At 63.1% G+C, this 19,580-nt stretch carries 20 protein-coding genes and 1 riboswitch; of the genes, 8 read left to right on the top strand and 12 right to left on the bottom strand.

The window, feature by feature from the left end:
- Positions 1-27: 27 nt before the first annotated feature.
- Together LVS58_RS19650 and LVS58_RS19645 are read right to left on the bottom strand one after the other, a co-directional pair.
- Positions 28-1,419, bottom strand: coding sequence for an LLM class flavin-dependent oxidoreductase (locus LVS58_RS19650; RefSeq protein ID WP_233692424.1), 1,392 nt, complete (start codon positions 1,417-1,419; stop codon positions 28-30).
- A 16-nt stretch (positions 1,420-1,435) separates the two neighbouring features.
- Positions 1,436-2,416 (bottom strand): aliphatic sulfonate ABC transporter substrate-binding protein, encoded by a 981-nt coding sequence (locus LVS58_RS19645; RefSeq protein ID WP_233692423.1) that lies wholly within the window; start codon positions 2,414-2,416, stop codon positions 1,436-1,438.
- 271 nt (positions 2,417-2,687) lie between these two features.
- Between LVS58_RS19645 and LVS58_RS19640 the strand changes: the two genes are divergently transcribed.
- The gene (locus LVS58_RS19640) at positions 2,688-3,371 is read left to right on the top strand and encodes a TetR/AcrR family transcriptional regulator (protein WP_233692422.1); all 684 of its coding nucleotides are present in this window, start codon (positions 2,688-2,690) and stop codon (positions 3,369-3,371) included.
- Positions 3,372-3,407: 36 nt separating this feature from the next.
- Here LVS58_RS19640 and LVS58_RS19635 read toward each other — a convergent pair whose 3' ends face one another.
- Positions 3,408-4,415, bottom strand: coding sequence for a GlxA family transcriptional regulator (locus LVS58_RS19635; protein WP_233692421.1), 1,008 nt, complete (start codon positions 4,413-4,415; stop codon positions 3,408-3,410).
- Positions 4,416-4,575: 160 nt separating this feature from the next.
- Between LVS58_RS19635 and LVS58_RS19630 the strand changes: the two genes are divergently transcribed.
- A complete protein-coding gene (locus tag LVS58_RS19630; protein ID WP_233692420.1) occupies positions 4,576-5,046 on the top strand; it encodes an FAD/FMN-containing dehydrogenase in 471 nt (156 codons plus the stop codon).
- A gap of 103 nt (positions 5,047-5,149) precedes the next feature.
- Positions 5,150-5,362, top strand: a complete 213-nt coding sequence (locus LVS58_RS19625; protein WP_233692419.1) for a PLDc N-terminal domain-containing protein — start codon at positions 5,150-5,152, stop codon at positions 5,360-5,362.
- Positions 5,363-5,406: 44 nt separating this feature from the next.
- On the opposite strand, the gene LVS58_RS19620 is transcribed toward LVS58_RS19625, so the two are convergent.
- The gene (locus LVS58_RS19620) at positions 5,407-5,733 is read right to left on the bottom strand and encodes a hypothetical protein (RefSeq protein WP_233692418.1); all 327 of its coding nucleotides are present in this window, start codon (positions 5,731-5,733) and stop codon (positions 5,407-5,409) included.
- 188 nt (positions 5,734-5,921) lie between these two features.
- On the opposite strand from LVS58_RS19620, the gene LVS58_RS19615 reads away from it, so the two are divergent.
- Positions 5,922-6,344 carry a RidA family protein gene (locus LVS58_RS19615; RefSeq protein ID WP_233692417.1) on the top strand — a complete coding sequence of 141 codons (423 nt, stop codon included), beginning with the start codon at positions 5,922-5,924 and terminating at the stop codon, positions 6,342-6,344.
- A 151-nt stretch (positions 6,345-6,495) separates the two neighbouring features.
- On the top strand, positions 6,496-7,368 hold the full coding sequence (locus LVS58_RS19610) for a DMT family transporter (protein WP_233692416.1): 873 nt from the start codon (positions 6,496-6,498) through the stop codon (positions 7,366-7,368).
- Here LVS58_RS19610 and LVS58_RS19605 read toward each other — a convergent pair.
- Both LVS58_RS19605 and LVS58_RS19600 read right to left on the bottom strand, forming a co-directional pair.
- Positions 7,365-8,084 (bottom strand): TorF family putative porin, encoded by a 720-nt coding sequence (locus tag LVS58_RS19605; protein ID WP_233692415.1) that lies wholly within the window; start codon positions 8,082-8,084, stop codon positions 7,365-7,367. The genes LVS58_RS19610 and LVS58_RS19605 overlap by 4 nt on opposite strands.
- An 81-nt stretch (positions 8,085-8,165) precedes the next feature.
- A complete protein-coding gene (locus LVS58_RS19600; protein WP_233692414.1) occupies positions 8,166-8,417 on the bottom strand; it encodes a hypothetical protein in 252 nt (83 codons plus the stop codon).
- Positions 8,418-8,662: 245 nt separating this feature from the next.
- On the opposite strand from LVS58_RS19600, the gene LVS58_RS19595 reads away from it, so the two are divergent.
- Both LVS58_RS19595 and LVS58_RS19590 read left to right on the top strand, forming a co-directional pair.
- On the top strand, positions 8,663-10,105 hold the full coding sequence (locus tag LVS58_RS19595) for a DUF3300 domain-containing protein (RefSeq protein ID WP_233692413.1): 1,443 nt from the start codon (positions 8,663-8,665) through the stop codon (positions 10,103-10,105).
- Entirely contained in the window at positions 10,102-10,995 is an 894-nt protein-coding gene (locus LVS58_RS19590) for a DUF2950 domain-containing protein (RefSeq protein WP_233692412.1), read from the top strand. Before LVS58_RS19595 ends, LVS58_RS19590 begins: the two co-directional genes overlap by 4 nt.
- Before the next feature lie 60 nt (positions 10,996-11,055).
- Here LVS58_RS19590 and LVS58_RS19585 read toward each other — a convergent pair whose 3' ends face one another.
- The 4 genes from LVS58_RS19585 to LVS58_RS19570 all read right to left on the bottom strand — a co-directional run bounded on the left by LVS58_RS19585 (position 11,056) and on the right by LVS58_RS19570 (position 17,010).
- A complete protein-coding gene (locus LVS58_RS19585; protein WP_233692411.1) occupies positions 11,056-12,012 on the bottom strand; it encodes a helix-turn-helix domain-containing protein in 957 nt (318 codons plus the stop codon).
- Between the two features lie 147 nt (positions 12,013-12,159).
- Complete coding sequence (gene capA, locus LVS58_RS19580; RefSeq protein WP_233692410.1) at positions 12,160-14,244, bottom strand: caprolactamase subunit alpha; 2,085 nt, start codon at positions 14,242-14,244, stop codon at positions 12,160-12,162.
- The gene (capB, locus tag LVS58_RS19575) at positions 14,237-16,003 is read right to left on the bottom strand and encodes a caprolactamase subunit beta (protein WP_267954581.1); all 1,767 of its coding nucleotides are present in this window, start codon (positions 16,001-16,003) and stop codon (positions 14,237-14,239) included. Before capB ends, capA begins: the two co-directional genes overlap by 8 nt.
- Before the next feature lie 152 nt (positions 16,004-16,155).
- Positions 16,156-17,010 (bottom strand): LysR family transcriptional regulator, encoded by an 855-nt coding sequence (locus tag LVS58_RS19570; RefSeq protein ID WP_233692409.1) that lies wholly within the window; start codon positions 17,008-17,010, stop codon positions 16,156-16,158.
- A 92-nt stretch (positions 17,011-17,102) separates the two neighbouring features.
- Here LVS58_RS19570 and LVS58_RS19565 point away from each other — a divergent pair, with 92 nt between their 5' ends.
- Positions 17,103-17,531: a multidrug/biocide efflux PACE transporter gene (locus LVS58_RS19565; protein WP_233692408.1), complete on the top strand. Its 429-nt coding sequence runs from the start codon at positions 17,103-17,105 to the stop codon at positions 17,529-17,531.
- Between the two features lie 188 nt (positions 17,532-17,719).
- Here LVS58_RS19565 and LVS58_RS19560 read toward each other — a convergent pair whose 3' ends face one another.
- Entirely contained in the window at positions 17,720-18,739 is a 1,020-nt protein-coding gene (locus LVS58_RS19560) for a branched-chain amino acid aminotransferase (protein WP_233692407.1), read from the bottom strand.
- Between the two features lie 145 nt (positions 18,740-18,884).
- Entirely contained in the window at positions 18,885-19,244 is a 360-nt protein-coding gene (locus LVS58_RS19555; protein WP_233692406.1) for a hypothetical protein, read from the bottom strand.
- A 108-nt stretch (positions 19,245-19,352) separates the two neighbouring features.
- A riboswitch (cobalamin riboswitch) is annotated at positions 19,353-19,569 on the top strand.
- The last annotated feature ends 11 nt before the right edge of the window (positions 19,570-19,580 follow it).

Here is a 19,580-nt window from a genome sequence, read left to right as displayed (position 1 = left end):
TAGGGTCGAGTGCGTGCCATCCACAAATTAAATGTTGGAATACCCGGTATTTGGTCTCTGAATGTTTACCTGGCGCCCGGCATGCTGTTCCGACAGCTTGTCGCCTAGGCCGAACAGTTTGTGGCGCAGGGTGCCTTCGGTGTAGCTCGACGGGTAGCGGCCACGGCGTTGCAGCTCGGGCACCAGCAACTCGACCACGTTGGCCAGGTCGTCCGGCTGCACGGCGTAGGTCAGGTTGAAACCGTCGATGCCGGTCTGGTCCAGCCAGCTTTCCAGCTGGTCGGCCACCTCGTTGACAGCGCCGATCAGCACCGGGCCGCGACCGCCCAGGCCCACGAACTCGGCAGCTTCGCGTACGGTCCAGCGGCGAGTTGGGTCGGCGGCGGTAAAGGCTGCCAGGGCGGTACGGCCAGCATCGTTCTCGACGTACTCGATCGGTGCATGGGGGTCGAGGCCGGCAAAGTCGATACCGGTCCAGCCTGACAGCAGCGCCAGGGCAGCGTCCAGGTCGACATAGCGGCGATATTCGTTAAAGCGGGCCTCGGCCTCTTCCCGCGTGGGGGCGACGATCAACAAGGCCTGGGCGTAGATCAGCACTGCGTCACGGCCACGCCCGGCCGCTTCGCAGGCCTGGCGGATGCCGTCGGCGTAACGGCGCAGCACCGTCGGCGTCGGCCCGCTGATGAACACGCATTCGGCATGCCGTGCGGCAAACTGCTGGCCGCGTGCCGAAGCACCGGCCTGGAACAACACCGGGGTGCGTTGCGGCGACGGCTGGCACAGGTGCATACCGGGCACCTGGAAATGCTCGCCCACATGGTTGATCGGGTGTACCCGAGAGGGCTCTATATAGCGCCCGCTTTCACGCTCCAGCAGCACGGCGTCGTCGTCCCAGCTTTTCTCCCACAGTTTGTACAGCACCTGCAGGTATTCCTCGGCCAGGTCGTAGCGTTGGTCGTGGCCCAGTTGACGCTCCAGGCCGAGGTTGCGCGCAGCGCTGTCCAGATACCCGGTGACGATGTTCCAGCCGACCCGGCCATTGCTCAGGTGGTCGAGTGTGGACATGCGCCGGGCGAAGGGATAGGGGTGTTCGTAGGTCAGCGAAAAGGTGACACCGAAACCCAGGTGCTCGGTGACCCCGGCCATCGCCGGCACCAGCAGCAGCGGGTCATTGACCGGCACCTGCACGCCACCGCGCAGGGCGGCTTGTGGCCCGCCCTGGTAGACATCGTAGATACCCAGCACATCAGCGATGAACAGGGCGTCGAACAGGCCGCGTTCGAGCAGGCGGGCCAGGTCGGTCCAATAGCTCAGGCGGTTGAACGCCACACTAGTGTTGCGTGGATGGCGCCACAGCCCAGGGGACTGGTGGCTGGCAGCGTTCATGCTGAAGGCGTTGAAGCGGATCGGGCGAGGCATGGTCAGCGCGCTCCGTTCAAGGCAATACGGAAGCCGGGTAGACCGCTTCGGCCACCTGGAGCTTGCGTGGAATCAGGCCCAGGCCCTGGAAGGTGTCGGCCAGTTTCTGTTGTTCGGCGACGATCTGCGGGGTGATGGCTACGGCGTTGTAGTTACGGCGCTCGCTGGCCACTTCAAGCACGTTGGCGTTGATGCCCAGCTGCGGGGCCAGCAATGCGGCGACCTCTGCAGGCTTGGCGTTGGCCCACTGGCTGACTTTGCCCAGTTCGGTAAAGAAGGTTTTCAGCAGCGCACGGTGCTGGTCGGCATAGCTGGCGGTGGACAGGTAGAAGGTGCGGTTGTTGGACAGGCCGCTGCCGTCGCGCAGGTTCTTCAGCCCTGGCTGGCTTTCTGCGGCGGCGAGGAACGGGTCCCAAAGGGTCACGGCCTGCACACTGCCCGATTGCAGGGCGGCCACGGCATCGGCGGCATTGTTGACATAGGCGGGGGTAATGTCCTTGTAACTGAGGCCGGCCTGCTGCAGGGCTACGGCCAGCAGGTACTGGGCATTCCAGCCGCGGCCGGTGGCCACGCGCTTGCCTTTCAGGTCCTGCACCCCGGTCAGATGGTCCTGCTCGCGCACCACCAGGCCGATGCCGCGAGGGTAGGGTTGTTCGGCGGCCAGATAGACCACAGGCTTGCCTGCGGCCTGGGCGAACACTGAGGGGGCGTCGGCTGCGTGGCCGAGGTCGATGGCGCCGGTGCTCAGTGCCTCCAGTAGCTGTGGGCCTGCGGCGAACTCATGCCAGCTGACCTTCACGCCTTGCGGTGCCAGGGCTTTTTCCAGGGCGCCGCTGCCTTTGAGGATGTTGATGCTGTTGAATTTCTGGTAGCCGATGCGCAGTGTCTTCGCGTCGTCGGCAATGGCTTCGGACCAGGGCAGCAGGGCGCTGGCGACGCTGGCCAGCAAACCGCCGATCAGCAGGCGGCGTAGCGGAGAAAAGGCAAGTTTGGGCATGGGCGTTGCTCCTTGAGTCGGACGAGAGGCGATTGGCCCAGACTAAGGAGGTGGCGCTTGGCTTTCAATTTGTATATTCCGTCTCGTTAGATTGTTTAGTTATTTTTATATCATTTTGTTTTATGTGCGTGACGTCTATCGATGCGGGAGCGGTTGCGAAAGCCTTGTCGATGGCCAAGGCATCCTGGCTACCCGACCAACAGCGCGCTTCCCTGCATAGCTGCGCTAACGGATAATCCCCCGTATTCCAATAAACAGCTTGTGAGTGGGTATGAGTGATTCCGTAGTCGGCCTCGGCCAGCCTGAAACCGAAGGGGTGCGCAAAACGCGCAAGAACAACCCTGAGAAAACACGCGAGGACATCCTCCAGGCCGCCATCAACGAGTTCGTTCAGCAAGGGCTGGCCGGCGCCCGCGTCGACGCCATCGCCGAACGCACCGCCACTTCCAAGCGCATGATCTACTACTACTTCGGCAGCAAGGAGCAGCTTTATTGCGAGTGCCTGGTGAAGTTGTACGGGGATATCCGCAAGACCGAACAGAGCCTGGACCTGGAGTCGTTACCGGCTGAGCAGGCGATCCGCCGGCTGGTGGAGTTCACCTTCGATCACCATGACCGCAACGTCGATTTCGTGCGCATCATCTGCACCGAAAACATCCATTACGGCGAGTACGTCAAGCAGTCGCCGGCCATTCGCGAAATGAGCAGCCTGGTGCTGGAGGCCTTGGGCAACACCCTGCGCCGCGGCGTTCAGGAAGGCGTGTTCCGCGCCGGCATCGAGGTCATCGACCTGCACATGCTGATGAGCGCGTTCTGCTTCTACCGGGTGTCGAACCGCCATACCTTTGGCGAAATCTTCCAGATTGACCTGTCTGACGAGCAAATAAAACTGCGCCACAAAGCCATGATCTGTGATGCGGTGTTGCGGTATATCCAGCTCGAGCCGCGTGCCTGAGATTGCTCGAGCGCCTGGGCTGATTCGAAGCCCGGGTCACTCGCCCAGCCGTTGCTCGCGCGACGGCGGGTAGCCGAAATACGCCGCATAGCACTTGCTGAAGTGCGAGACCGAGACAAACCCGCAGGCCACTGCCACTTCCATCACCGAAAGGTCGGAATACTGCAATAGCCGGCGGCTCTTGGTGATGCGCAGCTCCATGTAATAGCGCCGGGGCGACGTGCCCAGCTGGGCCTGGAACAGGCGGTCGATCTGCCGCCGCGAGCGCCCGCTGTAGGCGGCCAGCTGGTCGAGGCTGAGGGTTTCCTCCAAATTGTTCTCCATCAGCTCGACAATGGTGCGCAGGTGCAGGCTCATGGACTTTTTCGCCCCAGGACCCACCTGGCGGTAGCGCGCACCGGAGAATGACAGGATTTCCTCGACGCCTTCGGCCAGGCCATCACCATACAGCCGGCGCACCAGGCCCAGCATCAGCTCCATGGCGCCATTGGGGCTGGCGGCGCTGAGGCGGTCACGGTCGAGGGTAAAGCTGGCCGGGGTGATGCGTGTTTGCGGGCTGCGCTCCGACAGGCTGGCACGTTGCTCAGGGTGGATGCTGCAACCGTAGTCGTCCAGCACCCCGGCACGGCCAAGGAACCAGGCGCCGTTCCACAAGCCGCCCAAGGCCATGCCGTGGGCAGCGCAATCGTCCAGCAGGCGATCGAGTTCCGGGTACTTCAGTGGTGTGCGCAAGCCGCCACAGACCACCAACAGGTCCAGCTCCTTCAGCGCCGCGGCGGACAGCTCGGTGGCCACCAGTTCCAGCCCCAGGTCGCTGAGCACCCGGTCGCCGCCCAGCGACAGCGGGGTGAACTGGAAGCTGTCGGCACGTAGCAGGTTGGCCGTGACCAGTACGTCCATGGCCACCGTGAAACTGGCCATCGAGAAGTGTTCGAGCAGGATAAAGTCGACCCGATAGGGCGCCTGGGCATTGGCGCTGCTTGTTTTGAGCCGTAGCATGTTGCTGGTGCTGGTCTTTTGGCTGAACTGGCGTGGCGTGGGCACTCTGGACTCCGCTTCCTGGCTGGCCCGCAGAGTGTGGACGGTGCCCGGAGGAAAGACAATCTCCCTGGTGGCCGTGTCGTATTACAGGTCGTGTTCAGGCAAACCTGCCTGTTCTGGTGCTTTACCGCTATGCTGGCCACCCGTCATTGAGGATGCCCTGATGAGATATGCCGCTGTCCTGTTGCTCAGCCTGTTGCCGTTGCTGGCCAACGCCCTGGCGCAGGGCGACAAGCTCGCCCCGTTCACGCTGCTCGACCAGTACGACCAGGCCTACAGCCTTGGTGCCGACACGCAGATACTGCTGGTGGCGCGCGATATGGACGGTGCCAAGCTGGTCAAGGCGGCCCTGGCCGATCAGCCCAAGGGCTACCTGGAAGCCCGCGCGGCTGTATTTGTGGCCGACATTCAGCGCATGCCTGCGCTGATCAGCAAACTGTTCGCTGTCCCGGCCATGCGCGATTACAGCTACCGGGTGCTGCTCGACCGTGATGGGCGAGTGGCCAGCCGTTACCCAGGGCAGGAGGGCCAAGTGCAGTGGTTGCAACTGCAGCAGGGCGTGCTGGTCAGCCAACGGGCGTTCACCGATGCAGCGGCGTTGAAGGCTGCACTGGAGAACGCACCACGGCAATGAGGCCATTTCGCCGCGCCTGCAAAGCGGCGCGGTGAGTCAAATCAATCTGAACCCTCAGCGCTTGCAGCAACCCAACCCAATACATGCCATTGGGAGAGCGCTCATGGAAATCGGTACGATCTGGATCATCATCGCGGCCTTGGTCATTATGCTGGAGATCTGGGCCATCTGGCACATCATCGGCAGTGAACGGCGCGCCGAGCGCAAAATGCTGTGGATCGTCTTCGTGGTCTACGCACCCTTCCCCGGTTTGCTGTTCTGGGCCTGGCGCGGGCCGCGGGCGGTGAAGGGCAGGGCGGTGTTGCAGGAAAAATGACGGTTTGCGGCCTCGGGCGCGGGGGCGCCTGAGACCGTCGAGGTTCACTTGGGCAGGATGTCGAAGTGCATGGCAGGGCCCAGCCCGTCCACCATCAGGCAGCCGTAGAACTTCACGGTAGACAGTACGCGCAGTTCCTTGAGCGCGTCATGGATGAAATCGCGCACCAGCTTTTCAGCTTCCCGCTTGCGGTCAGCGAGGGTGGCGCTGTTGAGCGTGATCATGCCAAGCAGCGTGGTTTCAATGTGCTCGACAGTGTCCAGGCCGAGCTTTTCCCGCAGGTGCAGACGCGCCTGTGCCGCATCGGTTTCATCGTATGCAGGGTTGTGCGGCTTGATGGTGTAGGCCAGCTGAAAATCAAATTTGCTCATCGGTTTTCCTTCTTGGTTAAAGGCCTCCATGCCGGGCTTTGCAATCTAAGGCCTGACAGCCGCTGCGCAAACACACGCGTGGTTCCAACATGACGATGCCTTGTACGAAATGTCCTACTTCAGGCTTGACCTCGAGTTAACTTAAGGTCCGATACTCCGACGCTCTTCCAACCGAGCGAGGGCTTGTCGTGACCCCATCAAACGCATTCCAGCTAAGCAACCCCGAAGGCCTCTACGACCCCAGTGGCAATGCCTACTCCCATGTCGCCGAAGTGCGTGTGGACAGCCGTCTGCTGTTCATCGCCGGTCAGGGCGGGGAGGATAGCAATGGCCAGTTGTCACCCGTGTTCGCCGAACAGGCCCGCCAGGCGCTGGCCAACCTGGAACGGGCGCTGGCGTCGAAAGGTGCCAGTCTGGCCCAGGTATTCAAGCTGACCCTGCTGATTGTCGATCACTCCGAAGCGCGGCTGCACCAATGGGTGGCCGAGGCCGACAGGGCCTGGGGGGCGCACATGAAACCGACCTGCACGCTGATACCGGTGCCCCGGCTGGCGCTGGACGGCATGCTGGTGGAGATCGAAGCAGTAGCCGCTGTCTTGCCCAAAACCTGAAAACCCCTCGCGGTGGCCCGTAGGAGCGGGTTCACCTGCGAACACCGGCGTAGCCGGTGCCGTCCTCCACGGTGGATTCTTCCTTGTATATCGGTGCCGGTCCTGACTAAATGCCGCTATAACAACAATCCCACTCAGAGGTGACCACACCATGAGTACAGGCACGACCACGCTTACTGACCGCAAGACCAGCGCCTGGCTTTGGCCAGCCCTTTTCAGTCTGGTGGCGTTTGCCGCCAACTCGGTGCTCTGCCGGCTGGCGCTGAAGGACGGGGCCATCGACCCGGTATCCTTCACCATGGTACGCCTGGCCAGTGGTGCGCTGTTTCTGCTGTTGCTGATTCGCCTGCGCAACCCGGTGCATACCATGGGCGGCAGTTGGTGGGGCGGCTTGGCCCTGTTCCTGTACGCGTTCCTGTTTTCTACGGCGTACCTGCAACTGGGTGCAGGGGTGGGGGCGTTGTTGCTGTTCGGTGCCGTGCAGATAACCATGTTCGGTTTTGCCTGGTACAGGGGCGAACACATCACTGTACGCATGCTTGTGGGCATGTTGATCGCCTTTGCCGGCCTGTTGGTGCTGCTGTTGCCCGGCGTTTCGGCGCCGCCGTTGGCCAGTGCCTTGCTGATGGCCCTGTCCGGTGTGGCCTGGGCGGTATACACGCTACTGGGCAAAGGCTCGCCCAGGCCGCTGGCCGACACTGCCGGCAACTTTGCCCGCAGCTTGCCTTGCCTGGTGCTGCTGCTACCGATGCTGTTGCTGGGTGCCGGCCCGCACCTCACACCGCTTGGCTTGTTGTATGCCCTGGGTTCTGGTGTGCTGGCTTCTGGCGCAGGCTATGCCGTTTGGTATGGCGTGGTCAGGCAGGTCAGTGCGCAACAGGCGGCGACCCTGCAGCTTAGCGTGCCGGTGATTGCCGCACTGGGCGGGGTTGCCCTTATCGGCGAACCGGTGTCGTTGCGTTTGTTGATCGCCTGTGTGGTGGTGTTGGGCGGTATTGCCCTGGCGCTGGCGCCGCGCCGTTAAAAAAAGCTGCGCTGGGCCTTGAGTGTGACCACGCTGTCGCAATAGGTATTGATGCCCGAATAGGCATCGCAGCTCGCGCCACTCAAGCTGGAGTTGCTGTAGATCAGGTTCAGGTCGATGCCCAGCCAGGGCCGCGACAACTCCAGCGACCAATCGGAAAAGGTATTCACCTGGCTGCCATCACCAATGGTGAACGGCGTGCCCAGGCGGTGATGGGCAAGCTTGACAGTGAAGTCGACGTCGAACATCGGCAGATGGCCGAAGTCGGCGAACAGCGTGCCCGTACGGTTGTCGGGGTTGTCGCGCAGCGCCCCGCCGAAGCGGCTGCCCAGCACCGAAATCCCCCCATACAGGGCGTAGCTGTCGGGGCCTGCGATGTTTGGCTGACTGTAATGGATCAGCCCTACCTCGTAGCCCAGGCTGCTGTCGAAATGGTGCTTGTAGCCCAGGTAGCTGTCCAGGCGCAGGGTCGAGTTGGGGGTGACGCCCATGCTTGGGGCGTACTGGCCCAGGTACCAGCCCTTGGGGTGGCTGAGGTCGAGCCCGCCATGGAATGCGCCAACGGCGCTGGGTGAGATAAGCCCTTGCGCCATGCTGCGTGAGGGTGTGGTGCCGAGTGTGAAGTCGAAATCGCCCAGTTGGCGTTTCATCTGCTGGGCGAGCGACGCGGGGCTGAAAAGCAGTGCAGCACTCAGCAACAGAAGGGGCCTGATCATGGTCTCCGTCCTGGAAGGCTTGCGGTTGAGCGGTAGAGGATACCTGTGCACGTGGAGGGAGGGAACCGCCGGCTGGCCCGTTCAGCCTTTGGTCGAACGTTCCGCGTCGGCGGCCTCGGTCACGACAGGCAGGTTACCGGCACGCAGGATTACCCGCCGTTGCTGCTCGTAATTGTCCAGTGACAGGCCGCGGCGCTGTAAGGCTTCCAGTTGCAACTGGCGGGTTTCCTCGGCGGTGTACGGGCGCAGTTCCGGGTGGCTGGCACAGCCGCTGATCACGGCGATGGCAAAAACGACAAGGGTGGCGGACAGCTGGCGGGCCAGGGCATTCATCGGTTAGCTCCAGGGCGGTCTAGTAGGCAGCGTGGGGATGACGCTAGGTTATGCGGCCACAGCGTTCGGTAGAAATTGCCCTGCTCGATAGTGACTATCGACGATTCCGGCGAAGCTCACCTATAGACTCGAACGCATCAACGCTCCCGCCTTTGAAGCGCGAAAAGTTTGCCTTCCCTCGTCTGGTCAAAAGCACTGCCATTGCTACCCTTAACCCACGCGGTCTGACCTCATGGGAATAAGCGATGCGCATGCCATTGTTTGCTGTCCTGTCGGCACTGCTTTGCCTGAGCGCTGCCCCTGGCCTGGTGCTGGCCGAAGACGTGTCCGCGCCGGACCCGGCGCCTTCCGCTGCCACGCCCGTAGCCAAGGACCCGGTGTTCTCCCAGGCGCAACTGGACCAGATGCTTGCCCCCATTGCCCTGTACCCTGATCAGTTGCTGGCTCAGGTGCTGATGGCGTCAACCTACCCGGGGCAGGTCAATGAGGCTGTGACCTGGTCCAAGGCCAACCCCAAGGCCACCGGCGACGATGCAGTCAGGCAAGTGGCTAAGCAGCCCTGGGACCCTAGCGTACAGGCACTGGTGGCCTTCCCGCAGGTGCTGGCAACGCTTGGCCAGGACCCAGTCTGGGTGCAGCGCCTTGGCGATGCTTTCCTCGCTCAGCCCGATGATGTCATGGGCAGCGTGCAGCGTTTGCGCCACCAGGCGCAGGCTGCCGGCAATCTGCAGAGCAGCCAGTACCAGCATGTAACCGTGCAGGCCGCATCTGCACCGGCGCCAGCCGCAAGCGGCAGCAGCCCGCCCACCACCATCGTCATCGAGCCGGCTGACCCGCAGGTGGTGTATGTGCCCAGCTATAACCCGACCACCACCTATGGCACCTGGGCCTACCCGGCCTCGCCGCCGGTGTATTACCCGCCACCACCCATGTATTACCCTGGTTCCGCGCTGGTGGCTGGCCTGGCCTTCGGTACCGGCGTGGCGATCGTCGCCTCGTTGTGGGGCGATTGCGACTGGGACAACAATGACATCGACATTGACGTCGACCGCTACAACAACATCAACGTCAACAACCGCATTACCAACAACCAGAACAAATGGCAGCACAATGCCGCCAACCGCGACGGTGTGCCATACCGCGATTCTCGCAGCCGTCAGCAGTACGGCCGCCAGTTGGACGGCGCCACTCAGCGCACCGCGTTCCGCGGCGACGACGCCCAACGGGCCCAGGCCCGTGACAACGCCAGGGCATCGATGGACCGCGCAGGCATCGAACGGCCGGCTACCAGTAACCGTCAGGCCCGCGAGCAAATGCGCGAGGACAAGGCAGGCAATCCTGATGGCAACCGCATGCCGTCCCGTGATGATGGCGCGCGGGCGACTGACCGTCGGCAGGAAACCCGCAATAACCAAGGCCGCCAGCAGAACGGCAACCTGGTCAATCAACGCCGGCAGGGCGACGGCCAGGCGCGGCAGGCGGCGCAGAACCGTCCTGCCAATACGGTAGGCCGTGCCCGCAACAATGCCTTTGACGGCGTGCGCTCACCGTCGCGTACCAGCGCGCAGGCCAGCCGAGGCCGTACCAGCCATTCGTTCGCTCAGCGGCCTGGTGCGTCTCGAGCCGCCGGGCACCCGATCTCCCGGCCCAGTGCGCCTGCGCGGCGCGGCGCAGGAGGCCGTCGATGAAGCGCCCAACACTCGCTGCATTGCTGCTGACGGCAGGTCTGGCCTGGTCGTTCATGGCCGCTGCCCAGCAAGCCTTCCCAACGCCGGAGAAGGCCGTGCAAGCCTTTGTCGCGGCGCTGGGCCAGGAAAAACCTGATGAAGCCCGCCTGGCCCAGTTGCTGGGTGATGACTGGCGCACCTACATCCCGCGCGGCGGTGTGCAACGCAGCGATGTGGATACCTTTCTTGAGCAGTATCGCGCACAGCACAGTATCGACATATCAGGCCAGAGCAAGGCCATCCTGGCGGTCGGCACCGGTCACTGGACATTGCCCATACCGCTGACCAGAAGCAGCCAGGGCTGGCGTTTCGACCTCAAGGCAGGCAGTGCCGAAATTCGCGCCCGTCGAATCGGGCGCAACGAGCTGGGTGTTCTGCAGTCGCTGCTGGCCTATCACGATGCGCAAATGGACTACGCCACCCAGGACCACAACGGCAATGGTGCACTGGAGTACGCACAGAAGATTTTCAGCGAGCCGGGCAAGCATGACGGGCTGTATTGGGACGACGATGGCGACGGTGACGTCAGCCCGTTGGGCCCGCTGTTCGGCCAGGATGTGGTTGGTGACGCCTGGTATGGTTACCACTTCCGCATCCTGGACGCACAGGGCCCCTCCGCCCCGGGCGGTGCCTACAGCTACCTGATCGGCAACCAGATGAGCCGTGGCTTCGCCATGGTCGCCTGGCCGGCCAGGTACGACGACACCGGGGTGATGAGCTTCATGATCAGCCATGACGGCCAAGTGTTCGAGAAAGACCTCGGGCCGCATGGCGACAGGCTGGCGAAGGAGATGAAACGCTTCGACCCGGACGACAGCTGGAAAGTGGTGGATGTGGTGGCGGGAGATTGAGACCGCCAAGCCAACGCGACCGTGCCCCTTGTGGAAGCGGGCACTTTTCCGTTGTAGTGATCAGTGCGCACGCGCAGCCCGCACCTCGCTTGCCGTGCACCCGTACTGTTGGCGAAACGCCCGGGTGAACTGCGCCTGATCGGCAAAGCCCCAGCGAAACGCCAGTTCGCCGATGGCCAAGTGGCAATGCGGATCGCGCAGTTGCCGGTGCACGGCCTCCAGGCGTTGAAGGCGTACCCACTCATTAAGGGTGTAGGGCGTGATCGCGAACAGCTTGTGCAGATAACGCAGCGACAGCCCACAGGCGCTGGCGATGGTTTGTGGCGACAGCTCGGGGTCACCCAGGTTTTGCTGCACGTACTGCTCGACCCGCGTCAGGTGCAGGGTGCTAAGGTTGCTGCCTTCGCTGCCCAGCACGCGCTCATCCTGTTGCAAGGCCAGCAGCAGAGTGGCGGAGGCCTGTTCCAGCAGTAGATGCCGGGCTGCCGCGGGACTGGTGTCGAAATGGCGGGCACACAGGTCGAGTTGCTCGACGAAGATGCGTCCCAGGCCGTGGCGGGCATCGAAGCAATGCCGGGTATAGCGCTTGTGCCCCAGCAGGTTGGCTTTGAGCGCACGCTCGGGCAGCTTGAGTACCCACAAGTCGTTCTGTGTGCCGTAGTGAAAGCGGTAGGGGGCATCGCCGCGCTCGACGATGAAACCGCCTGGGCTGCAACTGATCTGGTGGCCGTCCTGTTCAAAGTGCACCTCGCTGCCATGCGGCACGGTCACCAGGTAGAACGCTTCATGGTCCTGGCCGATATGCGCGTTGCTGCGCGAGTAACCCAGTTGGCTGGACCGCAGGCGCGACAGGCTTAGTGGCGTGCTCGGCGTACTCCAGCGCTGCAGGTGGCCATCGAACGGCTGTCCGGCAGCAAATTCAAGGCTCAATGGGAAATAGGTGTCACTGATGGCTTCGGCCCAACGTGCCTGGCGTTCAGGTTGTGGCCAGCCGTGGGTCGAGAGTTCTGTGGGCATGGTGGGTCCTTTTTCAAAGAGGGCGGCATTGAAAAAAGGAACTGCAGGCAAGCTACTCAAGCAGCTCTTGTTATTGTACAAACCGCCCGACAGTGCAAACTGCCGGGCGGTTGTCAGGCCCATGATCGGCGCGCGCCTACCGCAAGATCAACCCCCGCGTGTCACCCGGTAGGTGGCCGAAGGCTCCAGCCGAGCCTGCCAGCCGGGTGGCAGGACAATGTTGGTGGTGTCTTCCTCGATCACGCAGGGGCCATGCACGGTCTGCCCAGGCAACAGGTGGTTGCCGTTGAACACCGGTGTGGGCTGCCATTCACCGTCGGCACTGAACAGCATCGGGCGGACGGCTTGCGCGGTGGGGGCGGGGGGCTTGGCCGGCCCCTGCAGCGCGGGTTGCGGTGGGCGTGGCAGGTGGCCGATCACCGAGCACTCCAGGTTCACCAGCTCCACCGGGCTGTCGGGTTCGCTGTACGAGTACAAGGTCTGGTGGCGGCTGTGGAAGCGGCTGATCAGCGCGGCAAGGCCTGCCTTGTCCAGGCTGTGCTGCTGCAGGTCCACGCTGCACTCATGAATTTGCCCCAGGTAGCGCATCTCCAGGGTGTAGTGGCAGCTGCTGGCCTGGTCGCCAAAACCGTCTTCACGCAGGTTGGCCAGGCCTTGCTGACGCAGTTCGGCGAGGGTCTGGTTGAGTTGCGCCAAGTCGACGTGCCCGGCGTCCAGGCGCATCGACAGGCTGGTGAGCTGGTCGTAGCGCACGTCGGACAGGATCTGGCCGAACGCACACAAACCCGAGGCCACCTTGGGGATCAGCACGGTGTGCATGCCGATTTCTTCGGCCAGGCGCACCACGTGCATGCCCGCCGCACCGCCTGCGCCGATCAGGGCGAAGTCACGCGGGTCGTGACCGCGCTCGATCGATACGCGGCGGATGCCGTTGACCATGTTCAGGTTAACCAGGGTGGTGATGCCGAATGCCGCGCGTTCCACGCTGATGCCCAACGGTTCGGCGATATTGCTCCGGATGGCGTCCAGCGCGGCCTGGCGGTTCAGGCGGATACTGCCGCCCAGCAGTGCGCCGTCGGGCAGGTAGCCAAGTGCCAGGTTGGCGTCGGTGACCGTGGGTTCGCGGCCACCCTTGCCGTAGCACACCGGCCCAGGCATGGCGCCGGCGCTGCGCGGTCCGACCTGGAGCATGCCAAACTCGTCCAGGTGGGCGATGGAGCCGCCGCCGGCACCCAGGGTCTCCACCTGTATCATCGGCACGCCGATGCGCTGGCGCAGGAAGTCCACGTCCTTGCTGAAGTTGGTGCGTCCGTTGTTGGTCAGGGTGATATCGAACGAGGTGCCGCCCATGTCCACGGTAATGACGTTGTCGATACCGAACGGCTTGGCCACAGCCAGCCCGGCTTGTGGCGCAGAGGCCGGACCAGAGTTGATCGCGTTGACGGCGCGCTCACGCATCAGGTGCCCGGGCGCCAGCCCGCCATTGGACTGGAAGTAGCGTACTGGCTGCTGCGCGCCAAGTTCCTGGAACAGGCTGTCGATACGCGCCACGTAACGTGCCATGACCGGGCTGAGGTAGGCGTTGACCACGGTGGTGGAGGTGCGGGTGTATTCGCGAATCTGCGGGAACACCTCGCAGCCGGTGCAGACGAACACCTCCGGCAGGGCAGCCCGTACCAGTTCGGCGGCCCGCTGTTCGTGGCTTGGGTTGCGCACCGACCACAGGAAGGAAATGGCCACGGCCTGCACGCCTTCGGCACGGAAGTAGTCGATGGCGGCATGGATGGCGGCTTCGTCCAGCGGGCTGTGCTCACGACCATCGCCAAGGATTCGGCCACCGATCGGGCGGCGCAGGTGGCGTGGAGCAAGCATGTGTGCCGGCGGGTAGTGGGCGTCGTAGCGGTGGCCTTCTTCCTTGTGGCCCAGGCGGATTTCCAGGCTGTCCTGGTGCCCCTCGGTGCACAGCAGGCCCACCTTGACCCCGGTGCGCTCGATCAGCGCGTTGAGGGCCACGGTGGTGCCGTTGATGCACAGGTCACAGTTGGCGATCAGTTCGGCCGGGCTGCGCCCGGTGGCGTCGGCGATCTGTGCCAGGCCGGCGCGAATGGCCAGGGTGCCGTCCTGCGGCGTGGAAGGGGCCTTGAACAGCTGCACGCCGCCGTCGCGATCGGCCAGGATGAAATCGGTGAAAGTGCCGCCGGCGTCTACGCCCAGGCGATATTGGTTACGCATGCGTGTTCTCCGGTTGGCGCGGGGCGCGGGCAAGGCGGGTGGCTGTTTCGTCCAGGTGGCCATCGGCATCGAGGACCACGCCATATTCCAGGGCTGCTGCTTGTGGCGAGACCAGGCCGTTGCGCACGTCCTCCAGGACTGCTGCGACCCGACGGCGCAGCGGGTCGCCGTAGCCGCCACCCCCGGGGTTTATGTTGATGATGCGTTCGCCGGGGTGCAGGGTGAGCATGGGGTTCTGCGTGTAGTGGTCTTCGCGACCATCGGCGTGGCGATGGATCAGCCGGCCCAGTTTGGGCTCGAGCAGGGCATTGCGTGCCCCGGCGGCGCCCGCGGTGGGCAACTGGCGGCCCTCGCCGAAGCCGACCACGGTCATGGCGTGGTCCAGCGGTTCGATCTCCAGGCGGGTGCCCGAACCACCGCGCAACTCACCGGCGCCACCACTGTCGGCCATCAGGCTGTAGCGGTGGATCAGCACCGGATAAGCGTGTTCGAGCAGTTCGATGTCACCGCTCATCAGCGCCCCGAAGCAACACAGCGGGCCGCAGGCGTGCCAGCCATCCATCACCTTGTTGGCACCGGCACCGGAAATGATCGAGGCCAGCACCATCGTCACATACTCGCTATTGCCGTTGCGCGGGTCGCGGCCGGCAATGTTGATGCCGCTGGTATGCCCCCAGGAGGCCGTTACCCGCTGTGGCGAGGCCTGTTCCAGTGCAGTGCGCACAGCGTCGGCAAGGGTTTCCATCGGCGTGGTGGTGCAATTGACGTGGGGCGCGGGTTCCTCGGCATTGCACAGCGTGCCCCTGGGGCCGACATCGACCGTCACGCAGCGATACAGGCCCTCGTTGTAAGGCGGCGCCACCTGGGCGAACATCATCAGCCCCAGGTAAACCCCGGATACCGAGTTGCCCTCATAGGAGTTGATGAAATACGGCACCTGCGGCGGGCTTTCGATGCGCACATGGGCCTGGTCGCCACGGATCTGCACATGGGCGGTGATGGCCAGTTCACCCAGGCCGTGGCCAGCATCTTCGAGCACGGCGGTGCCGCTGTAGTCACCATCCGGCACATCGCGCAACAGCGCCCGCATGTGTCGGTCGGCCATGTTCTTCAGTTCGGCGATGCAGGCACGCACCTGTGCCACGCCGTATTTGTCGAGCAGCTCCAGCAAGTGCCGCTCGCCGACCTTGCAGGCGCCATACTGGGCATTGAGGTCGCCTTCCTGATAGGGGCGGGCGCGCATGTTGGTAAGCATGAAGTTGATCACGTCCTCACGACGCTTGCCCTTTTCCCACAGCTTGACCGGTGGAATGCGCAGGCCCTCGGCATAGATCTCCTTGGCATCGGGGTTGTAGCCAGCCGGCACCGGGCCGCCGATGTCGGTCAGGTGGCCCTTGCAAACGGTCCAGAACACCAGTTCGCCCTGGTAATACACCGGTTTGTACATGCAGCAGTCGAGAATATGGCTGCCCTTGTAGGCGGGGTCGTTGTGGTAGATCACGTCGCCTTCGGCGATGTCGTCGCCGAAGAACTCGGCCACGCATTTCATGGCCGGGATCAGCGAGCCCAGGTGGATGGGAATGTCCTGGCCCTGCAGGATCATTTCCGGCAAGTGGTCGAACAGCGAGTTGGAATAGTCGTGTGCCAGGTTGAACACACTGGAGCGCCCGGTCTTTTCTAGGGTCAGGGTCATTTCGCGTTGCGCTGTCTCCAGCGCACCCCGGACAACCGCAAGGGTGATCGGATCTACTGTCTGCATAGGTCACCGTCGTTTGTTCTTGTGCTTTGGGTGCGTGCCGCAGCGGGGCGGCGCGTGGTGACAGGCTACGGGGCAGGGTGGCGGGAAGGCTTGTCGCTGGGTGTACCGGTTGTTGTGTCTGGGCGCACTTCACGTTCAGGCAGGCGACCCAATTATTGCCCTAACATCTGTCGCACCAGCCATTGCCCGGCCGGCCCCAGGGCACGCCGGCTCGACCAGGCCACATCCATATCCATCCGCCGGGGGTAACCCGCTATCTGCAACTCGACCAGCTCGTTGCCAAACCGTTTTACCAGCGCCCTGGGCAGTTCAGCCCAGCCAAACCCGCGGACGGCGAACTCCAGCAGGGTGAGATAGTCTGGTGCCGACCATGCTTGGCCACGGCCATGGTGCAGGCTGGGGGCGTAGGTTTTGATATACAGTTGTCGAGCGTTCTCCAGATGCTGCGCCTGGACCTGCGCCAGGCTCGCCAGCGGATGCTCGCTGGAGACATACACGCCGAACTCCGCCTGCTCCGGCAAGCGCGCCACGGCCACGTCGGCGGGGTAGGCGGGCTGTGTGGCAAGAATGCCGACCTGGGCCAGGCCCTGCTGAATCATCTCGATCACGTCAGCGTCCTCTGCTGGGCCGCAGCGTAGTTCGGTATGTGGGTAGTGCTGGGCGAAGCGGGCCATCACCGCGCCCTGGAACGTCACGCTGTAGCTGTCCGACATCACCACCGATACCAGCGCCTCGACATTCTGCGCCAGGCGCACCGCCAGCGCATCGAGCTGGGCGCTGGCATCGAGAATTGCTTCGACATGGCTCAGCACCTGCCTGCCCGCCTCATTGAGCGTGGGGTGGCGGCCATTGCGATCAAACAGCGGGCAGCCGATATCGGCCTCGAAGTTGGCAATGGCGATGCTGATGGTGGACTGGCTTTTGCGCAATTTGCGCGCCGCAGCAGAGAACGAACCCAGTGACGCGGCTTCGACAAAGGCGACCAGAGCTTCGGGCGAGTAGCGCATGGTATTGATAAAACCGATGGTAGCTATGTCGCGAGTATCAGTTCTATCAAAGAGAATGGGAAGCACGACTCACGCAATGGATGGAGTTTGCAATGAAAAACGTGTCTTTTACCGAACGCCTGGTCCACGCCGTTGGCTATGAAGTTTTCGCGGTACTGCTGTGTGCGCCGCTGCTGTCCTGGATCATGGGCAAGTCGCTGGCAACGGCGGGCGCGCTAGCGGTAACCCTGTCGGTGATCGCCATGCTGTGGAACATGGTCTATAACGCACTGGTCGATCGCTGGGTGCAAACCGAACGCATCAACTGGAAGGCCAGTACGCGTTTCGTGCACGGTCTTGGCTTTGAAGCCGGCCTGGTGGTGTGGTGCCTGCCGGTGGCGGCATGGATGCTGGATATTTCGCTGCTGCAGGCGTTCATGGTGGAGCTGGGCTTCTTCGTGATCATCCTGCCCTACACCGTTTTGTACAACTGGGCGTTCGACAAAGCCCGACACCTGCTGGTGCAGCGGCGTGTGGCATGATTCTTCAAGCCTGCGCGGGCTTGCCCGCTAATGCGGCTGCACCGACGACGGTGATCTCGCAGGCATTATTGGCTGGCGGGTCTGGCCTGTTCGCGGGTAAACCCGCTCCTACAAGGGGGCCGGTCAAGCCCATGAAAAACGGGGCATGCCATCGCTGGCATGCCCCGTTTTCATAGCGCTGATACGCCTCAGGCGACCTTGACGATCCAGCCTGCCGGTGCCTCTACATCACCGCTCTGGATACCGGTCAGTTCGTTGTAGAGCTTCTGGGTAACCGGGCCGACCTTTTCCAGATCGTGGAACACATGCAGCTTGCCATTGTACTCGATGCCGCCGATCGGGGTGATCACTGCTGCGGTACCGCAGGCACCGGCTTCGACGAAGCGGTCCAGCTTGCTGATCTCGACATCGCCTTCGATCACGGTCAGGCCCAGGCGCGATTGCGCCAGTTCCATCAGCGAGAGGCGGGTGATGCCTGGCAGTACCGAGGCTGATTTCGGGGTGACGAACTCGTTGTTGGCGGTGATGCCGAAGAAGTTGGCCGAACCGACTTCCTCGATCTTGGTGTGGGTCAGCGGGTCGAGATAGATGGCGTCGGCGAAGTTGGCCTTCTTCGCTTCAGCGCCCGGCTGCAGGCTGGCAGCGTAGTTGCCACCGACCTTGGCCGCGCCGGTGCCCTGCGGGGCAGCACGGTCGAAGCTGGAAATCTGGAAGTTGTGCGGCTTCATACCGCCCTTGAAGTACGAACCAACCGGGATGGCGAACACCGAGAAGATGAACTCGGGGGCGGTGCGCACGCCAATGTTGTCGCCGGTACCGATCACGAACGGGCGCAGGTACAGGGCGCCTTTGCCGTGCGGTGGCACGAACCTTTCATTGGCCTTGACCACTTGCTTGCACGCTTCGATGAACACATCGGTCGGCACGTGCGGCATCAGCAAGCGTGCGCAGCTGCGCTGCATGCGGGCGGCGTTCTGGTCCGGGCGGAACAGGTTGATCGAGCCGTCCTTGCAACGGTAGGCCTTCAGGCCTTCGAAGCACTGCTGGCCATAGTGCAAGGCCGTGGAGCCTTCACTGATGTGCAGTACGTTGTCTTCAGTCAGGGTGCCCTTGTCCCACTCGCCATTGCGCCATACGGACAGGTAGCGTTTGTCAGTCTTGATATAGTCGAAACCCAGCTTGTCCCAATTAATGCTTTCGTTGCTCATGACACCCTCATTGTCTTGCAAGTGCCCGATCGCTCGGGCTGCTGTTATATGCGCACCATGCCACCTTAATACATCCTTGGCGGATCGGGAACGGCCAGTCACGAATTGATAGGTTGCGAAGCAAAACTATCGTCAAGCCGCAGGGTTAATGCACCTGCAATCGTTTTCCCCAGTTCCCGCCATGCGCCCGTGCACACGCCTCTTCGCTGTCAAAGCGTACATGCCAAGCCGGATGGTCCAGCTGTATCCCGGCCCGGTCCAATGCCTGGCGGGTCAGTGTCAGCATGCGTGCCTTTGCGTCGCCCGCCAGTGCAGCGGCCTTATCGGCCTCTTGCTCAAACACCCAGGTAATACGCAGGCTGACCGGAAAGTTCTCGGGTTCGAGGCGATGGGTAAGCCAACTGAAGCCGACGATTTCCGCCTTGGCGGTTTCGCAGGCATCGGTCAGGCATGCCACCAGCTCCCGCTCCAGGCGGCCCATTTCGCGTTTGCCCAATGCCTTCACAGGTTGGCCTCGTCATCGATGTCCGTTGAAAAGGTGCCACTGTAGCGCAGTTGCTCCCCTTATGGCCGACCAGCCGGCAGCAATGGTTGACCACCCGCCAGCCACTGCGTAGCCTTGCCACTTCGAGGTTCTTCGGCCAGGCCGAAGCTAAGACGGGAACGCGGTACAAGCCGCGGCTGCCCCCGCAACTGTAAGCACCGACAACGGATCGACACAGCCACTGCGCCAGCGCGCGGGAAGGCGTCATCCCGCCAGCCCGCTGTTCGACTGAACGGGGACCTGGAACGGTGCAAGCCAGGAGACCTGCCTCGTCACGTTTTCGACTTTCAACCGGGC

This window comes from Pseudomonas sp. JR33AA, from assembly GCF_021378985.1.
GTDB lineage: Bacteria > Pseudomonadota > Gammaproteobacteria > Pseudomonadales > Pseudomonadaceae > Aquipseudomonas > Aquipseudomonas alloputida.
This window is presented reverse-complemented; position numbering and strand designations above follow the sequence as displayed.

Excerpts from the sequence above, each read along its gene's own strand:
- LVS58_RS19625 (WP_233692419.1), top strand. The coding sequence starts at position 5,150 with ATGGAAATCGGTACGATCTGGATCATCATCGCGGCCTTGGTCATTATG.
- LVS58_RS19595 (WP_233692413.1), top strand. The coding sequence starts at position 8,663 with ATGCGCATGCCATTGTTTGCTGTCCTGTCGGCACTGCTTTGCCTGAGC.
- capA (WP_233692410.1), bottom strand. The coding sequence starts at position 14,244 with ATGCGTAACCAATATCGCCTGGGCGTAGACGCCGGCGGCACTTTCACC.
- LVS58_RS19585 (WP_233692411.1), bottom strand. The coding sequence starts at position 12,012 with ATGCCCACAGAACTCTCGACCCACGGCTGGCCACAACCTGAACGCCAG.
- LVS58_RS19610 (WP_233692416.1), top strand. The coding sequence starts at position 6,496 with ATGAGTACAGGCACGACCACGCTTACTGACCGCAAGACCAGCGCCTGG.
- LVS58_RS19605 (WP_233692415.1), bottom strand. The coding sequence starts at position 8,084 with ATGATCAGGCCCCTTCTGTTGCTGAGTGCTGCACTGCTTTTCAGCCCC.
- LVS58_RS19630 (WP_233692420.1), top strand. The coding sequence starts at position 4,576 with ATGAGATATGCCGCTGTCCTGTTGCTCAGCCTGTTGCCGTTGCTGGCC.
- LVS58_RS19650 (WP_233692424.1), bottom strand. The coding sequence starts at position 1,419 with ATGCCTCGCCCGATCCGCTTCAACGCCTTCAGCATGAACGCTGCCAGC.
- LVS58_RS19645 (WP_233692423.1), bottom strand. The coding sequence starts at position 2,416 with ATGCCCAAACTTGCCTTTTCTCCGCTACGCCGCCTGCTGATCGGCGGT.
- capB (WP_267954581.1), bottom strand. The coding sequence starts at position 16,003 with ATGCAGACAGTAGATCCGATCACCCTTGCGGTTGTCCGGGGTGCGCTG.
- LVS58_RS19600 (WP_233692414.1), bottom strand. The coding sequence starts at position 8,417 with ATGAATGCCCTGGCCCGCCAGCTGTCCGCCACCCTTGTCGTTTTTGCC.
- LVS58_RS19590 (WP_233692412.1), top strand. The coding sequence starts at position 10,102 with ATGAAGCGCCCAACACTCGCTGCATTGCTGCTGACGGCAGGTCTGGCC.
- LVS58_RS19565 (WP_233692408.1), top strand. The coding sequence starts at position 17,103 with ATGAAAAACGTGTCTTTTACCGAACGCCTGGTCCACGCCGTTGGCTAT.
- LVS58_RS19640 (WP_233692422.1), top strand. The coding sequence starts at position 2,688 with ATGAGTGATTCCGTAGTCGGCCTCGGCCAGCCTGAAACCGAAGGGGTG.
- LVS58_RS19570 (WP_233692409.1), bottom strand. The coding sequence starts at position 17,010 with ATGCGCTACTCGCCCGAAGCTCTGGTCGCCTTTGTCGAAGCCGCGTCA.
- LVS58_RS19560 (WP_233692407.1), bottom strand. The coding sequence starts at position 18,739 with ATGAGCAACGAAAGCATTAATTGGGACAAGCTGGGTTTCGACTATATC.
- LVS58_RS19620 (WP_233692418.1), bottom strand. The coding sequence starts at position 5,733 with ATGAGCAAATTTGATTTTCAGCTGGCCTACACCATCAAGCCGCACAAC.